12 protein-coding genes are annotated in these 14,761 nt (G+C 46.2%); 2 read left to right on the forward strand and 10 right to left on the reverse strand.

Annotated elements, in window-relative coordinates:
• Positions 1 to 42: 42 nt before the first annotated feature.
• Both R7M72_RS21070 and R7M72_RS21075 read right to left on the reverse strand, forming a co-directional pair.
• Complete coding sequence (locus R7M72_RS21070) at positions 43 to 1,770, reverse strand: sodium:solute symporter family protein (protein WP_005382372.1); 1,728 nt, start codon at positions 1,768 to 1,770, stop codon at positions 43 to 45.
• Positions 1,771 to 1,782: 12 nt separating this feature from the next.
• Positions 1,783 to 2,046, reverse strand: a complete 264-nt coding sequence (locus R7M72_RS21075) for a DUF4212 domain-containing protein (protein ID WP_005382373.1) — start codon at positions 2,044 to 2,046, stop codon at positions 1,783 to 1,785.
• Positions 2,047 to 2,566: 520 nt separating this feature from the next.
• Between R7M72_RS21075 and R7M72_RS21080 the strand changes: the two genes are divergently transcribed.
• Complete coding sequence (locus R7M72_RS21080; protein ID WP_005382374.1) at positions 2,567 to 4,318, forward strand: potassium/proton antiporter; 1,752 nt, start codon at positions 2,567 to 2,569, stop codon at positions 4,316 to 4,318.
• On the opposite strand, the gene R7M72_RS21085 is transcribed toward R7M72_RS21080, so the two are convergent.
• The 4 genes from R7M72_RS21085 to aspA all read right to left on the reverse strand — a co-directional run bounded on the left by R7M72_RS21085 (position 4,315) and on the right by aspA (position 10,068).
• Positions 4,315 to 4,944, reverse strand: coding sequence for a response regulator (locus tag R7M72_RS21085; protein ID WP_005382375.1), 630 nt, complete (start codon positions 4,942 to 4,944; stop codon positions 4,315 to 4,317). The two genes, R7M72_RS21080 and R7M72_RS21085, sit on opposite strands and share 4 nt — an antisense overlap.
• 194 nt (positions 4,945 to 5,138) lie before the next feature.
• A complete protein-coding gene (locus R7M72_RS21090; protein WP_053307397.1) occupies positions 5,139 to 6,971 on the reverse strand; it encodes a protein-disulfide reductase DsbD in 1,833 nt (610 codons plus the stop codon).
• 161 nt (positions 6,972 to 7,132) lie between these two features.
• The gene (locus R7M72_RS21095) at positions 7,133 to 8,440 is read right to left on the reverse strand and encodes an anaerobic C4-dicarboxylate transporter (protein WP_005382378.1); all 1,308 of its coding nucleotides are present in this window, start codon (positions 8,438 to 8,440) and stop codon (positions 7,133 to 7,135) included.
• A 176-nt stretch (positions 8,441 to 8,616) separates the two neighbouring features.
• Positions 8,617 to 10,068, reverse strand: a complete 1,452-nt coding sequence (gene aspA, locus R7M72_RS21100; protein WP_005382379.1) for an aspartate ammonia-lyase — start codon at positions 10,066 to 10,068, stop codon at positions 8,617 to 8,619.
• 431 nt (positions 10,069 to 10,499) lie between these two features.
• Between aspA and R7M72_RS21105 the strand changes: the two genes are divergently transcribed.
• Positions 10,500 to 11,018 (forward strand): FxsA family protein, encoded by a 519-nt coding sequence (locus R7M72_RS21105; protein ID WP_005386383.1) that lies wholly within the window; start codon positions 10,500 to 10,502, stop codon positions 11,016 to 11,018.
• Positions 11,019 to 11,088: 70 nt separating this feature from the next.
• Here the strand turns inward: R7M72_RS21105 and trmL are convergent, their stop codons facing one another.
• The 4 genes from trmL to R7M72_RS21125 all read right to left on the reverse strand — a co-directional run bounded on the left by trmL (position 11,089) and on the right by R7M72_RS21125 (position 14,571).
• The gene (gene trmL, locus R7M72_RS21110) at positions 11,089 to 11,568 is read right to left on the reverse strand and encodes a tRNA (uridine(34)/cytosine(34)/5-carboxymethylaminomethyluridine(34)-2'-O)-methyltransferase TrmL (protein WP_005382381.1); all 480 of its coding nucleotides are present in this window, start codon (positions 11,566 to 11,568) and stop codon (positions 11,089 to 11,091) included.
• A 136-nt stretch (positions 11,569 to 11,704) separates the two neighbouring features.
• Positions 11,705 to 12,313: a superoxide dismutase gene (locus R7M72_RS21115; RefSeq protein ID WP_005382382.1), complete on the reverse strand. Its 609-nt coding sequence runs from the start codon at positions 12,311 to 12,313 to the stop codon at positions 11,705 to 11,707.
• A gap of 174 nt (positions 12,314 to 12,487) precedes the next feature.
• On the reverse strand, positions 12,488 to 13,882 hold the full coding sequence (cpxA, locus tag R7M72_RS21120; RefSeq protein WP_005382383.1) for an envelope stress sensor histidine kinase CpxA: 1,395 nt from the start codon (positions 13,880 to 13,882) through the stop codon (positions 12,488 to 12,490).
• Positions 13,882 to 14,571 carry a response regulator gene (locus R7M72_RS21125; protein ID WP_005382384.1) on the reverse strand — a complete coding sequence of 230 codons (690 nt, stop codon included), beginning with the start codon at positions 14,569 to 14,571 and terminating at the stop codon, positions 13,882 to 13,884. Before R7M72_RS21125 ends, cpxA begins: the two co-directional genes overlap by 1 nt.
• Between the last annotated feature and the right edge of the window lie 190 nt (positions 14,572 to 14,761).

Genomic DNA, 14,761 nt, shown 5'->3' on the forward strand with positions numbered 1-14,761 from the left:
ACGGCTGGTTCCAAACGGGGCTTTTGTGGTTTTGATTAGTTTTTAGTGATCCACTGCACTACCAGCACCTACTGGCACGCGAACGTGTTCGACTAGGTCTTTTACTTCTTGTGGCGTTTCTGCTGTTACTTTGGATACAGCGAATGCGACGATGAAGTTAAATAGTGCGCCAATAGCACCAAACGCGTTTGGCTCAATACCCAGGAACCAGTTTGTTCCCCAGCTTTCTAGATATTTCCAATCAGCAACGAAAAGGATGCCTTTGTGTTGGAATACGTAGAACAGCGTAATACTGATACCTGCAATCATACCGGCGATTGCGCCTTCTTTGTTGATGCTCTTGCTGAAGATGCCCATCATCAATGCAGGGAAGATGGATGAAGCGGCAAGACCAAAGGCGAGTGCTACCGTACCTGCGGCAAATCCAGGCGGATTTAAACCGAGATAGCCTGCGGCTGCTATCGCTACTGCCATTGATATTCGACTAGCAAGTAGCTCTTTTTTCTCGGATATGTTCGGATTGATAACCCCTTTGATTAAGTCATGGGAAATAGCTGAAGAAATGGCGAGTAGTAAACCTGCTGCGGTAGATAGTGCAGCTGCAAGACCACCTGCTGCCACAAGTGCGATCACCCAGTTTGGTAGTTTAGCGATCTCTGGGTTAGCCAATACCATGATGTCGTTATCAACGCGCAGTTCGTTGGTGGACGCATCTGAAGTGTATTGGATATTGCCATCGCCATTTTTATCGTCAAAACCGAGTAGTCCAGTTGTTTCCCAGTTTTTGAACCACGCAGGACGCTCGTCATACGCTAGGTGCTGACCCGGAGCTGGATTTACCGTATTCATTAGGTTGAGGCGAGCCATCGCTGATACCGCTGGTGCAGTAGTGTAAAGGATTGCGATGAAGATCAGAGCCCAGCCTGCTGATGTACGTGCGTCGCGAACCTTCGGCACGGTAAAGAAACGGATAATTACGTGTGGTAGACCGGCAGTACCAATCATCAGTGACATGGTGTAGACAAACATATTAAGTGTGTCGCCACGTACTTGGGTCGTGTATTCACTGAATCCGAGTTCGGTCACAACTTGGTCAAGCCGATCGAGTAGATAGACATCGGTACCAGCCATGGTACTCCCCAGACCAATTTGTGGGATTGGGTTACCAGTGAGTTGCAGAGAGATAAAGATTGCAGGGATAGTGTAAGCAAGAATGAGTACGCAATATTGAGCAATCTGCGTGTAAGTGATGCCTTTCATGCCGCCAAGAACCGCGTACATGAAAACGATACACATACCAATTAACAGGCCGGTGGAGTAATCCACTTCTAAGAAGCGACCAAACGCAACGCCCACGCCTTTCATCTGACCGATAACATAAGTCACTGATGCGATGATAAGACAAACAACCGCTACGATACGTGCTGTGTTGGAGTAAAAGCGTTCACCAACAAACTCTGGCACCGTAAACTTACCAAATTTGCGTAGGTAAGGCGCTAGCAACAGCGCAAGCAGAACGTAGCCACCAGTCCAACCCATTAGAAATACTGAGCCGCCATAGCCCATGAAGGCAATTAAGCCTGCCATTGAGATAAACGACGCTGCGGACATCCAATCGGCTGCGGTTGCCATACCGTTTGCAATCGGGTTTACACCGCCACCAGCAACATAAAACTCTTTGGTTGATCCGGCGCGAGCCCAAATAGCAATCCCGATGTACAGGATGAACGTGGCGCCAACGACCAGGTAGGTAATAGTTTTCAAATCCATCTGAGTGACTCCTTATTCGTCCACGCCGAATTCACGGTCAATTTGGCGCATCTTCCATGCGTAATAGAAAATAATTCCTAGGAAGGCATAGATGGAGCCTTGTTGAGCAAACCAGAAACCGAGTTTGTAGCCGCCTAGTTGAAATTGATTTAGTACGTCGACAAATAAAATGCCGCAGCCGAAAGACACGACGAACCAGATGACCATTAGGCCGATCATGAGCTTCACGTTTTTGTCCCAATAGGCTTTGGCTCTTTCTTCACTTTCAAATGCCATTGCCGTCTCCTTACGATTGGTATTGTTGTTAATGAAATGTTTCAATATGTACATTAGCAAGGTGTTGGCAATAACTCTTTTCAACTTTAGTCGGGGTGTTAAAAATGAAGAATCCCCATGCTATGGGCTTTTGCAGCGAACAAAGGGGTAAAATGTTATGTTAATAAACTGTTAAGTTAGCCAAAGGTCTAAAGGTTGATTGGATAAACAAGCATGATTAAGACGGGCCATTAATCTTTTCTTCATTGAACTTGGAGATGCTGTGTAAATATTGGTGGTGATCTTGTGGCTCTTAAAGAGAGAAGGCGTAGATAAGAAAGCTCTCAAGTAATTTATTTACATAAAGTTTTCGCATCAAATCACCGTTTTAACGCACAATAAAGTAATATAACTGAGTCATTCTCGTACAACCTCGCATTTTGAGACGGTGTAAAGGGGAGGCAGATTAGGGCATTACCTCATTAACGAAGTAGCCTTGCTCATCACAATTATTATCGTTTTTCATTAAGGGAGGGTGAGAATGGACGCAGACACCATTAACAGTTTTTTTCTAATAGGTGCGTTGTTAATCGCACTTAGCGTTCTTTTAAGCCCAGTGTCTTCTAAGTTGGGAATCCCAATTCTTTTGGTATTTTTAGCCGTTGGAATGCTGGCGGGGGAAGACGGCTTAGGCGGCATCTTATTCGATAACTTTTCGATCGCTTATTTGGTTAGTAACCTCGCATTAGCCATCATTTTGCTTGATGGTGGGATGAGAACGCGGGTCGCCAGCTTTAGGGTTGCGTTATGGCCCTCGGTCTCTTTGGCGACATTTGGCGTTGCGATCACCACCATTTTGACCGGGCTGATGGCAACGTGGTTATTCGACTTAGATTTATTGCAAGGCATATTGGTTGGTGCGATTGTTGGTTCCACCGATGCTGCCGCGGTCTTCTCTCTACTCAAAGGTCGTAGCCTGAACGAACGTGTTGGTTCAACGCTGGAAATTGAATCCGGCACCAATGACCCAATGGCGGTGTTTCTGACCGTAACTCTGATTGCTATTTTAGCGAACCCTGGCGCTGACTTAAGTGCGGGCTTTTTGGCGTTCAGTTTTCTTAAGCAGTTTGGTATCGGCGCGTTACTTGGCTTCGCTGGTGGCTGGATCTTATGGAAAGTTATCAATCGCAATCAATTACCAGATGGGCTGTATTCTATTTTAACGGTCAGTGGTGGCTTGCTTATTTTTGCTTTATCTAACACTTTGGGTGGCAGTGGTATTTTGTCGATTTACCTCGTTGGTCTTTTATTAGGTAACCGTCCAACACGCAGCCGCCACTCTATTCTTCATGTTTTAGATGGTATGACGTGGCTAGCTCAAATTGGTATGTTCTTGGTGCTTGGCTTGTTGGTTACACCATCTAATTTACTCTCTATTGCGTTGCCAGGTCTTGCGCTTGCCTTCGGGATGATTTTGTTTGCCCGACCAATCTCAGTTTGGATTGGTTTACTGCCATTCAAGAGTTTCACGCCACGTGAAAAGTGGTTTGTCTCTTGGGTAGGATTGCGTGGCGCTGTACCTATCATCCTCGCGGTGTTTCCAATGATGGCAGGGTTGCCAGATGCTCAACTGTACTTCAATTTGGCATTCTTTGTAGTAATGGTGTCTTTGATAGTACAAGGGGGCACGTTGACTAAGGCGATGTCTCTTGCAAAGGTCGAGCTACCTTCTAAGCCTGAGCCAATTTCGCGTACGGGTGTAGAGATTTACCCGACCAGTGAGTGGGAGCTGTTTATCTATAGACTTAAAGCAGATAAATGGTGCATTGGTGAGCCATTACGTAGTCTTTCGATGCCGGAAGGAACGCGTATCGCCGCTGTATTTCGCAGTAAAGAGCTATTGCACCCATCCGGCAGTACGCGTCTTGAGGAAGATGATACCTTGTGTGTATTAGCACAAGAAAAGGATTTAGATGCACTGAGCTTACTGTTTAGTGAAGCCCCAGAGAAAGCGTCGCTAGCGCGATTCTTCGGTGACTTCTTCCTCGATATTGAAGTGAAGCTTGCCGATATTGCCGTGATGTATGGTTTGAATCTGGGGGATGAACCGCTGGATAAAAGTTTGAGAAACCTTGTCGAAGAGCAATTAGGTAGCACGCCAGTATTGGGAGACCATTTCGAGTGGCAAGGTTTGCATTGGATCGTCGCTGATGTTGTTGATCAGCAGGTCACTAAAGTCGGTATCCGATTGCCAAACGAAAAAAGTAAGTCTGACGATAAGACGTCAATCTAGTCGCTCATTTCCGTCAGCATAATCACGGCTTGCGTGCGGTTCTTTACACCGAGCTTACGGAAAATCGCTGTCATGTGCGCTTTTATGGTGGCTTCTGAAACATTCAATTCGTAAGCGATTTGCTTGTTCAGCAAGCCATCGGACAACATTCCCAACACTTTATATTGCTGCGGTGTTAGCGCAGCAATCTTTTCCGCTAAGTCATTACATGCCGCGTTATTGGTGATCAACCCTTCAGGGAAGTATGGGTCGCCATTCAGCACTTGATTGAGCGCGTTCACTAATTCGCGCATGTCGCTGGACTTGGGAATAAAACCAAATGCACCATGGCTTTTCACCTGCGTCACGATCGCCGGCTCTTCACTCGCTGAAACGACGACGATAGGTAAATCTGGATGCTCTGCTCGCAAATGAATCAAGCCAGACATACCATTTGCTCCTGGCATTTTGAGATCCAATAGCACTAAATCTGGCTCTTCCTCTCGCTCCAACAAAGCCAGAAGTGCGTCGAGTGAGTCCGCTTCCAGCAAATTTGCACCACTAATAGCCATGTGGATAGATTGAAACAAGGCATTCCGGAAGAGTGGGTGATCATCTGCAATAATGATGGTGTAGGTCGAATCCATGACGTTAAACACTTTTGACTATTTCGTTAAATTTATTATTGTCCAGCTTTGAGAGAGTGGACAATATTTATTCGCTAAAAGTCTGAACCAAATCGACTTTTATTAGGAAAATTGCATATAAACGCAATGTTCTTATTCAAATCTGAGCAATAAAAAACGCCAGTGGACATCACTGGCGTTTGAATATCTGGTTATCAGAACTGCTTGATATGCTCTAAGAAAGGCTCGGCTTGCATAAAGCCCGTCAAACGAGCGTTTGAAACGTGTTCACCACTGGCATCCCAAAACTCAATTGTTGGTAAACCAAGCACACTCATGTGCTTCAGTAGTTCGATGTCTTGCACTTGGTTTTTGGTCACGTCCGCTTGCAGAAGAACGAAGTCTTGCAGTTTGGCTTCGACGCTTGGGTCATGGAAGGTGTACTTTTCAAACTCTTTACATGCTACACACCAATCGGCGTAGAAATCGAGCATGACGGGTTTACCTGCCGCTTTCGCAAGTGCCAGTTGTTCTTCAAGCTCCGCCACGTTAGCAATGTGAGTAAAGCTAACAGTGGCCTGCTGAGTTTGTGTTGTGCTGTTGCCAAACCAGTAATTTAAGATAGGTTGTGCTGAGGCTAGCAAACCTAAGACGGCGATTATGCCCACGGCACTTTGTTTCCAGCCACCAAACTCTAGACTGTTTTTGATGTGGTATAGCCAACCAAAAGCAGCAATACCCAGTGCTGACCACAGAATCGTTGACCACATTTCTGGCATGATGCGCTCTAGTAAGAAGATAGGCGCGGCAAGCAGAATAAAGCCGAAGAGTGTTTTCACACTGTCCATCCAACCACCTGCTTTTGGTAGCAGTTTGTTGCCGAAGACTGCAACAAGAATAAGCGGAATACCCATGCCCATCGCCAGCGCGTATAACGCGATACCACCCGTCAGCAAATCGCCGCTTTGTGCCACGTAAAGTAGCGCACCAGACAGAGGTGCCGTGGTACATGGTGAGCACACCAGTCCAGAAATCGCCCCCATGGCGAATACGCCTGCACTGCTGCCGCCTTGCTGTTTGTTGCTGAGGTTGTTTAACCACGTTTGAACGTTGCTTGGTAGCTGTAATGAGTACAGACCAAACATAGACAAAGCGAGTGCGATGAACAGTACGCTCAAACCAATCAGCACATAAGGGTGTTGCATTGCCGCTTGGAACTGCATACCTGCAGATGCCACCACAAGGCCGAGTAGGGTGTAAGTCAGCGCCATGCCTTGCACGTAGACGAATGACAAGCCTAGCGCGCGGCGTTGGCTTAGCTTGCCACTGCCAAGCACTATGCTGGTCAGAATTGGGTACATCGGCAGCACACAAGGTGTAAACGCCAAGCCCACACCAAGCGCCAAGAACAGAAGTGGTGTCCACCAGTTATCAGCAAGGTTGGCAGCAAGGCTATCTTGCTGTGTTACTGGCGCTGATGATGTGTCACCAGACGTAGATGATTGCGCCGCTGGTGGCGTTGCTATTGGTGCCTGTTCTGCTTTTGATGCAGTTGTCGCCGTTGTTGAATCTGAGTTCGACGAAGTAAACGCGCTGATAGGAATCACGCGAGTTTCTGGCGGGTAACAGAAGCCTGCTTTCGCACAACCTTGGTATTGCACGACTACGCGAGCACCGTCTTGCCAATCATGCATTGGTACATTAACGAAGAGAGGTTGAGTATAGATATGCACGTCACCAAAGAATTCATCTTTATGCGGTGTGCCGTCTTCCATTTGCAGTTCGCTTAGCGATACTTTCTCACCAGCTACAGACAAGCGCTCTTGATATAGGTAGTACCCGTCACGTACCTGCCAATCGAGCATCAATTTGTCATCTTGCTGGTAGAAGTTAAATGGAAACGCCTGATCAACAGGAACAAAACTGTCGCTGCTGGTACTAAAACTGTTGTTCTGGCTACTGTTAAACTGGTCTTTGCCAAATAAAGCTAAAGACGGAGTGGAAAAGGTAATGAGCCCTAAGAGTAAAACGGAAAGTAATGCGCGCATAAAAGAGTCAATTCATCTTAGATAATTGCCGTTAGTGTAACTCAATCAGACCCGGAGGCGAGTCAATAAGTTTCATGAAAATGAAGATTTATTGAGCATAAATCAAGACAACAGGCAATAAAAAAGGGAGCCGAAGCTCCCCGAGTAAGACTCTGTTTCTACTAGATCAGTAGACCACCGAATGCGAAGCCAAGTGCTACCGCAGAAGCGATGGTTACCACACCAGGTACAAAGAATGGGTGGTTGAATACGTACTTACCGATACGAGTTGAACCCGTGTCGTCCATCTCAACCGCGGCAAGTAGCGTTGGGTAAGTTGGCAGCACGAATAGCGCACTTACTGCTGCGAAAGATGCAACTGCGGTAAGTGGTGCCACACCGATAGCAAGTGCTGCTGGCATTAGCGCAACCGTGGTTGCACCTTGAGAGTAAAGCAGCATTGAAGCGAAGAATAGAACAAGTGCTAGCATCCATGGGTAGTCTGCTAGTAGCGCACCCGCAACTTCTTTGATGCCGTCAACGTGCGCGTTAACGAACGTAGAACCTAGCCATGCCACACCAAGAACACACACACACGCTGTCATACCAGAGCGGAATGTTGCTGCTGCTGGGATTTTGCCAGCATCGATTTTACAGCTCATTACGATAGCTGCCGCAGCTGCGAGCATTACCGTCATGATAGCTTCGTTACGACCTAGAGCAGGGTTCTCGATAAGACCCACAGAGCCAGAAATTGCTGCTGCGTAACATACTACGAATGCGATTGCGCCTAGGAAGATGAATGTCGCTTTCTTCGCTGTTGGTAGGATTTCGCGTTTTGCTTCTGTATTTAGCTTGATTAAGCCTTTTTCTAGACGCTCTTGGTATTCAGCATCGTCTTTTAGCTCACAGCCCATGAAGTTCGCCACGAACGCACCGATCATGCACGCGATGAACGTCGTTGGGATACAGATTGCTAGTAGTGTTAGGTAGTCAACGCCAAATGGATGCAGCATTGCCGCGAACGCTACAACAGCCGCTGAGATTGGTGATGCGGTGATAGCGATTTGCGATGCTACGACCGCGATAGACAGTGGACGAGAAGGGCGCACGCCTTGGCCTTTCGCTACTTCTGCAATCACTGGCAAAGTAGAGAATGCCGTGTGGCCAGTACCCGCCATTAATGTCATTAGGTAAGTTACGATAGGCGCATAAAAGGTGATGCGCTCAGGATGCTTGCGCAAAAAGTTTTCAGCAACTTGCACCATCCAGTCTAAACCACCAGCGACTTGCATTGCTGCGATAGCGGTGATTACAGACATGATGATCAAAATTACGTCAACGGGAATGTAAGCTTGGCTTGTTGGTACGCCCAAGATCAAAGACAACGCAATGACCCCAGCACCACCGGCAAAACCAATGCCGATACCACCGATTCTTGCCCCCAAATAGATGAAGAGCAGAACCACGAAGAGTTCGACCATGACCATATTGATACCTCTTTAGTTTTTTATTTGATTCTGATTTTTTGAACACTCAGGAACAGGAGTAAATGCTCAGAGAATGAGAACCTAGTGGTTTAGCGGCAATAAAAGCATATAAAAAATGTGGTTAACCGTATGAGAGCCTAAAAAAGGGGCCTGAGTGGCCCCCTTCGGATTCGTTATTACTCGTAACGTTTTGCTTTGTAAGTAGGATGCATGAAGTTTTCTACTGACAAGATTTCATCAAGCTCCTCTGCTGTAAGCAGACCGCGCTCTAGCACGACTTCACGAACACTCTTACCAGTTTCTGCACAAATCTTACCTACGATGTCACCTTCGTGGTGGCCGATGTATGGGTTTAGGTAAGTGACGATACCGATAGAGTTGTAAACGTAGTTTTCGCAAACTTCTTTGTTCACAGTGATGCCGTCGATACATTTATCACGTAGGTTCACACACGCGTTGTGTAGTAGAGAGATAGACTCAAACACACTTTGTGCGATCACAGGTTCCATAACGTTTAGCTGTAGCTGACCGCCTTCTGCTGCGAAAGAAACCGTGTTGTCGTTACCGAGAACTTTGAAGCAAACTTGGTTTACTACTTCTGGGATAACTGGGTTTACTTTAGCTGGCATGATTGAAGAGCCTGCTTGCATTTCAGGTAGGTTCAATTCATTTAGACCCGCACGAGGACCAGAAGAAAGTAGACGAAGGTCGTTACAGATCTTCGATAGTTTCACTGCTAGGCGTTTTAGCGCGCCGTGAGTCATTACGTATGCACCACAGTCAGACGTTGCTTCGATAAGGTCTTCTGCTGCAACAACGTCAAGGCCTGTTACTTCCGCTAGGTGTTTTACTGCAAGCGCTTGGTAGCCAGTTGGTGTATTTAGACCAGTACCGATTGCGGTTGCGCCTAGGTTGATTTCTAGGAGGAGTTTAGATGTGTAATCTAGAGCACGAATCTCTTCGTTTAGTGTTACCGCCCACGCATGGAACTCTTGACCTACTGTCATTGGTACTGCGTCTTGAAGCTGAGTACGGCCCATTTTCAGTACATCTTTAAACTCAACGGCTTTAAGTTCGAATGCGCCTTTTAGGTACTCAATTGCTTCCATTAGCTTGTGTACGCTGTTGTATACTGCAATACGGAAACCTGTTGGGTACGCACAGTTGGTTGATTGGCTCTTGTTTACATGGTCATTTGGGTTAACAAATTCGTATTGGCCTTTCTCTTTACCCATCAACTCAAGCGCGACGTTTGCGATCACTTCGTTCGTGTTCATGTTAACTGAAGTGCCTGCACCGCCTTGGAATACGTCTGATGGGAACTGATCCATACACTTGCCAGTTTCTAGGATCAAATCACACGCTTCGATGATGTAGTTTGCAACGTCTTTTGGAATAGCGCCAAGTTCTTTGTTTGCTAACGCTGCTGCTTTTTTGGTCATTACCATGCCGCGTACAAATTCTGGTACGTCAGAGATGGTCATATTAGAGATGTTGAAGTTCTCGATCGCACGTAGCGTATGAATACCGTAGTACGCATCTGCAGGGACATGACGTTGACCTAATAGATCTTCTTCAATACGAGTGGCTGGGTTTGCTGTTTTTGGAGCATCAGATAGGGTAGCCATAGCAGGATCCTTAGATGATAATTCTGATAATAAAGTTATTTATTAGCCATTTCTGCAATCTAGAATCCATTCATCAGAATTTTTGGCTGGAAAATCCGTCCTGACTTATGTGGCACATGATACTGCACCTAGCGCATAAAAATAGTAACTAGATCACCTTTTTCGTTTTTCATGAGTCAATAATTTGCAAAGTATGAACGGGTTATTAATAACCCTTTATGGGTACTCGATTTTCCTCGACAAACATGAGTTTTTAGAGTTCGAAATTAGCACTTTAAAAGCACGAAAAAATCGGTATGCAATTGAATGAAACGCGCTCCCGCTACTTTGTCTAAAAAAGAAGGAGACCAGTATGAACACGCTTTTTTACAACGATTCGTTTGAGCTTAGTCTGCTTTTACCATTACACTGAATTAAACAAAGGAGGGCGTGTGTTTCCTATCTTATTATTAGCGTTTATTTTTGTTCCGATCATTGAAATCGGCTTATTTATTCAGGTGGGCGGCTTTTTAGGTTTATGGCCGACCATTGCACTAGTCTTAATCACTGCATTTGTTGGTGCGTCGTTGGTTCGTAGCCAAGGTATACAAACACTGATGTCAGTACAGGGGCGTCTTGAACAAGGTGAAATTCCAGCCCAGCAAATTTTTGAAGGCGTAATGCTAGCGGTGGCTGGCGTGCTACTGTTAACCCCGGGCTTTATGACCGATGCCCTTGGTATGTTGGTGTTGCTTCCTGCGCCACGCGCCGCGATAGCTAAATACTTGATGAGCAAAATGGTGGTGAAAACCATGCATGGTGGTGGCTTCCAAGGTGGTTTCTCTAACCAGGGGCCATTTGAGCAAGACCCGTTCCGTCGTGACCCATTTGATTCCCAGTCAGATAATGGCAAGACCTTCGAAGGGGAATACGAGCGTAAAGACGATGATGATCGCAACAAGCTCAACTGATTGAGTTAGACAGTAAAGAAAACAAAAGGGCGCACCAAGCGCCCTTTTCTGTATTTGGAATTCGTGCTGCTTACAATGCGCCTTCAAAGCCCATTTGACGCCATGCTTCAAAAGCAATGATCGCAACGGCATTCGAAAGGTTTAGGCTGCGTGCGTCCGGCATCATTGGAATGCGAATACGCTGCTCCATTGGCAAGCTATCGATGATTTCAGCAGGCAAGCCACGAGTTTCTGGACCAAACATCAAAACATCACCCGCTTGGTATTGTGCATCAACGTGGTGACCTGTGGTTTTGGTGGTGCAGGCAAACAATCGATAGTTACCTTGCTTCTCTTTCTCTAAATACTCTAAGAACGCTTGATAGTTTTTATGGCGTGTTACGCGAGCTAAATCATGGTAATCCAAACCAGCACGGCGGACTTTTTTCTCTTCAAGATCGAAACCCAGAGGTTCAATTAAGTGAAGGTTTGCACCGCAGTTGGCGCATAGTCGAATGATGTTGCCGGTGTTCGGCGCGATTTCTGGTTCGTATAAAGCGATATCAAACATGGTATTGAAATAGAGTTGGTCAAAGAGAGGGGCAGTATATACCCAAGTCACCGAGATGTGCGAGATTCAGCAAGATTGACCTGGGTATGAAAGCAGGCATTAGCGCGGATGTTAATACCGTAAGTAGTGATGCTCTTTATAAGAGAGCGTGAGCATAGTTTTCTTCAACTGCTCGCCAGTTGACGACGTTCCACCACGCATCAATATATTCTGGGCGACGGTTTTGGTAACTGATGTAATACGCGTGCTCCCACACGTCTAATGCGAGGATTGGTTCACCGCGCACATCCACTACATCCATCAGAGGGTTGTCTTGATTACTGGTGGACGTAATGTGAATCTCACCATCTTTTACGATCAGCCATGCAAAGCCAGACCCAAAGGTATTGATGGCAGCTTGGGCAAACGCCTCTTTAAATTGCGCAAAGCTACCAAATTTATCGTTAATTGCTTGAGCAAGCGCGCCTTGAGGCTCTCCGCCACCGTTTGGTGACATGCAATTCCAATAAATGATGTGGTTGTAATAGCCGCCACCATTATTACGTACTGCTGGACTGAGCTTAGAGATATTGTCAAAGATCTCGTCTAATGACTGAGTTTCGAGCTCGCTCCCTTCAACGGCATTTACAAACTTATCAAAGTACGTCTTGTGGTGTTTGCTGTAATGCACTTCCATGGTTTTCGCGTCGATGTACGGCTCTAGTGAATCGTACGGGTAAGGCAGAGCGGGAAATGTATGTGACATAGTAAATCCTCCTTAATTGGAAAATTCACTTTAATGCTAACGATAATTATTATCAACTTTGATCTTTGTAAGGGTATTCTAAGAAGCCTCACCAATTTCTAAAGTGAGGGTGGGGCTGTTAATCACTCACTCTAGAAATATGGTGCGAATTATTGTTAGTTCATCAAATTGAGACTAACAATTGATCGGTAAGGTGATACTCATACGCAATCCGCCTAAAGGACTTCGGCTGGCTGCGATCGTGCCACTGTGCTGGCGAATGGCACTTTCGGTAATGGTTAGGCCGAGACCTGTGCCGCCAGAGTGGCGATCGCGTGCCGTGGAAACGCGATAGAACGGGCGAAAAATCGCGGCCAGTTCCTCTTCTGGTACACCTTCTCCATTATCGTCAACCGTGATACGAAGCGTATCGTCATCGGCTTTGATGTCGATTTGTACCTCATCTTTTCCGTAGTAAATGGCGTTACGAACGATATTTTCCACCGCACTCATCAGCAGTTTAGGGTTACCGGAAATATTGCGCTTAGGTAATTCTGAATAGTGTAGCTGTTTGCCCATTTGCTCTGCTTCAAACTGCGCATCTTTAATGATTTCTTCCCATAAACTTTCTAGTGGCTGTGTTTCGCGAGTCATATGACTGTTCGCCTGCATGCGAGAAAGCTCTAATAGTTCGCTGATCATCTGTTCCAAGCGCTGCGCTTCGGTATCGATACGAGTCAGTTCTGGGCTTTCGCCTTGTTTACGCGTCGCTAATGCGCTTGCCATGCGCAGACGAGTTAAAGGTGAGCGCAGCTCGTGAGAGATATCGGATAGCAAACGTTGTTGTCCTGAAATCATTTGATTAACCGCTTCGACCATCTGGTTGAAGCTGCTGCCTGCTTGACGAAATTCCGCCGTACCTTTTTCTAAATTTGGGTCTGTGACAAATTCACCTTTCGCTACACGTTGAGCAGCGGCTTCAAGACGACGTGCAGGCTGACTCAAAGCCCAAGCAAGCCATAACAGCAATGGTGTACTAACCAACATGACCGCAAGCAAGAGCTGGAATGGGTGATCAAACAGACGCAGGAGTAGAGGTGGTGGCTCATTCCATTTGAAGCCCACGTACATCAAGATATCGGAACCTGCCAAAGTAATAGGAATTGGGCCCGCAATCATGTATCGACCATACAGCTTCTGCTTTGGATTATTGTAATCTTCGATACTGGTGACAAAGTTTTGCATGGCACGCAATTGAAAATTGCTGCGTTTTTCTGTCGTAAGAACATTACCGCTGTAGTCAGAAAAAAAGACTCGTGGGCGAGGGTCGTGCTTGCCGTGACGGTTGCCCTCGATACGAAAAAGTATGCGGCCTAAATCTGTTTGCTGGCTGTATTTTTGTTGGATTGAGTCACGCGTTTCTACCATACGTTTGTAGTGTTCTTCTGGAATATCGCGAGCTTTGCGTGGGTCCAAATGTGGCAGTGATAGCACGGCTATCAATACTAATAACATGGTGAACCAAAAAATGGCAAAGATGCGTCCATACAGGCTATTGATGTTTGGCAGTTTGATGCGTGATAGGCGCATTAATCCTCCTCAAGCAGCATGTAGCCACGACCACGCAGGGTTTTGATTCGCGGCTTGCCATTGCTTTGATCTGGTAATTTTTTACGTAAGTTCGAGACATGCATATCGATAGCGCGATCAAAAGCAGCGAGTCGTTTACCAAGCACATCTAAGCTCAGTGTCTCTTTGGTCAGCACTTGTCCTGGGTTTTGTACGAAGTGGGTGAGTAGCGCAAACTCGGTTGCTGTGAGATCGAGTAACTGTTGCTCACAATACGCTTCTTGCTTACCGGGATAGAGGCGGATTTCTTGATACTCAATGCAATCGCTGTTTTTGGTATTTTTTTGTGTGCTGCTAGTGCGGCGTAAAATCGCGCGGATTCGCGCTAACAGCTCTCGGTCACTAAAAGGTTTTGGTAAATAATCATCCGCGCCCAGTTCCAAGCCGATCACGCGATCAATTTCTTCCCCTTTAGCGGTCAGCATCAAGACGGGAGTTTCCCAATTTTCACGTAAGCGTTTCAGCGTTTCCATGCCATTGAGTTTTGGCATCATGACATCCAACAAAATCAAATCAATCTTATCATTGATCGCGGCTAAGCCGGCTTCACCGTCATTTGCTTCGCTGACGTCAAACCCTTCGAAACTGAGTACTTCTTTTAATAAGCTGGTTAGCTCGATATCGTCATCGATTAAAAGAATGTTTGCCATGGGGGCACCTATAGTAAGTTACCGATAGCCTAATATTACATTGGAATGATGCGCAACGAAGAGGAGAAAAATCACTCTTTACGATTCTTTACGCTCCCTATACGTCGCTTTACCTAGCGGGTCGTATTCTATACTCAAGCGCTGTGAGAACAGCTCAGAAGAACCACTCACCTGTGTAAGGAATCGTATT

Source organism: Vibrio sp. YT-18 (assembly GCF_033337345.1).
Lineage (GTDB): Bacteria > Pseudomonadota > Gammaproteobacteria > Enterobacterales > Vibrionaceae > Vibrio > Vibrio alginolyticus.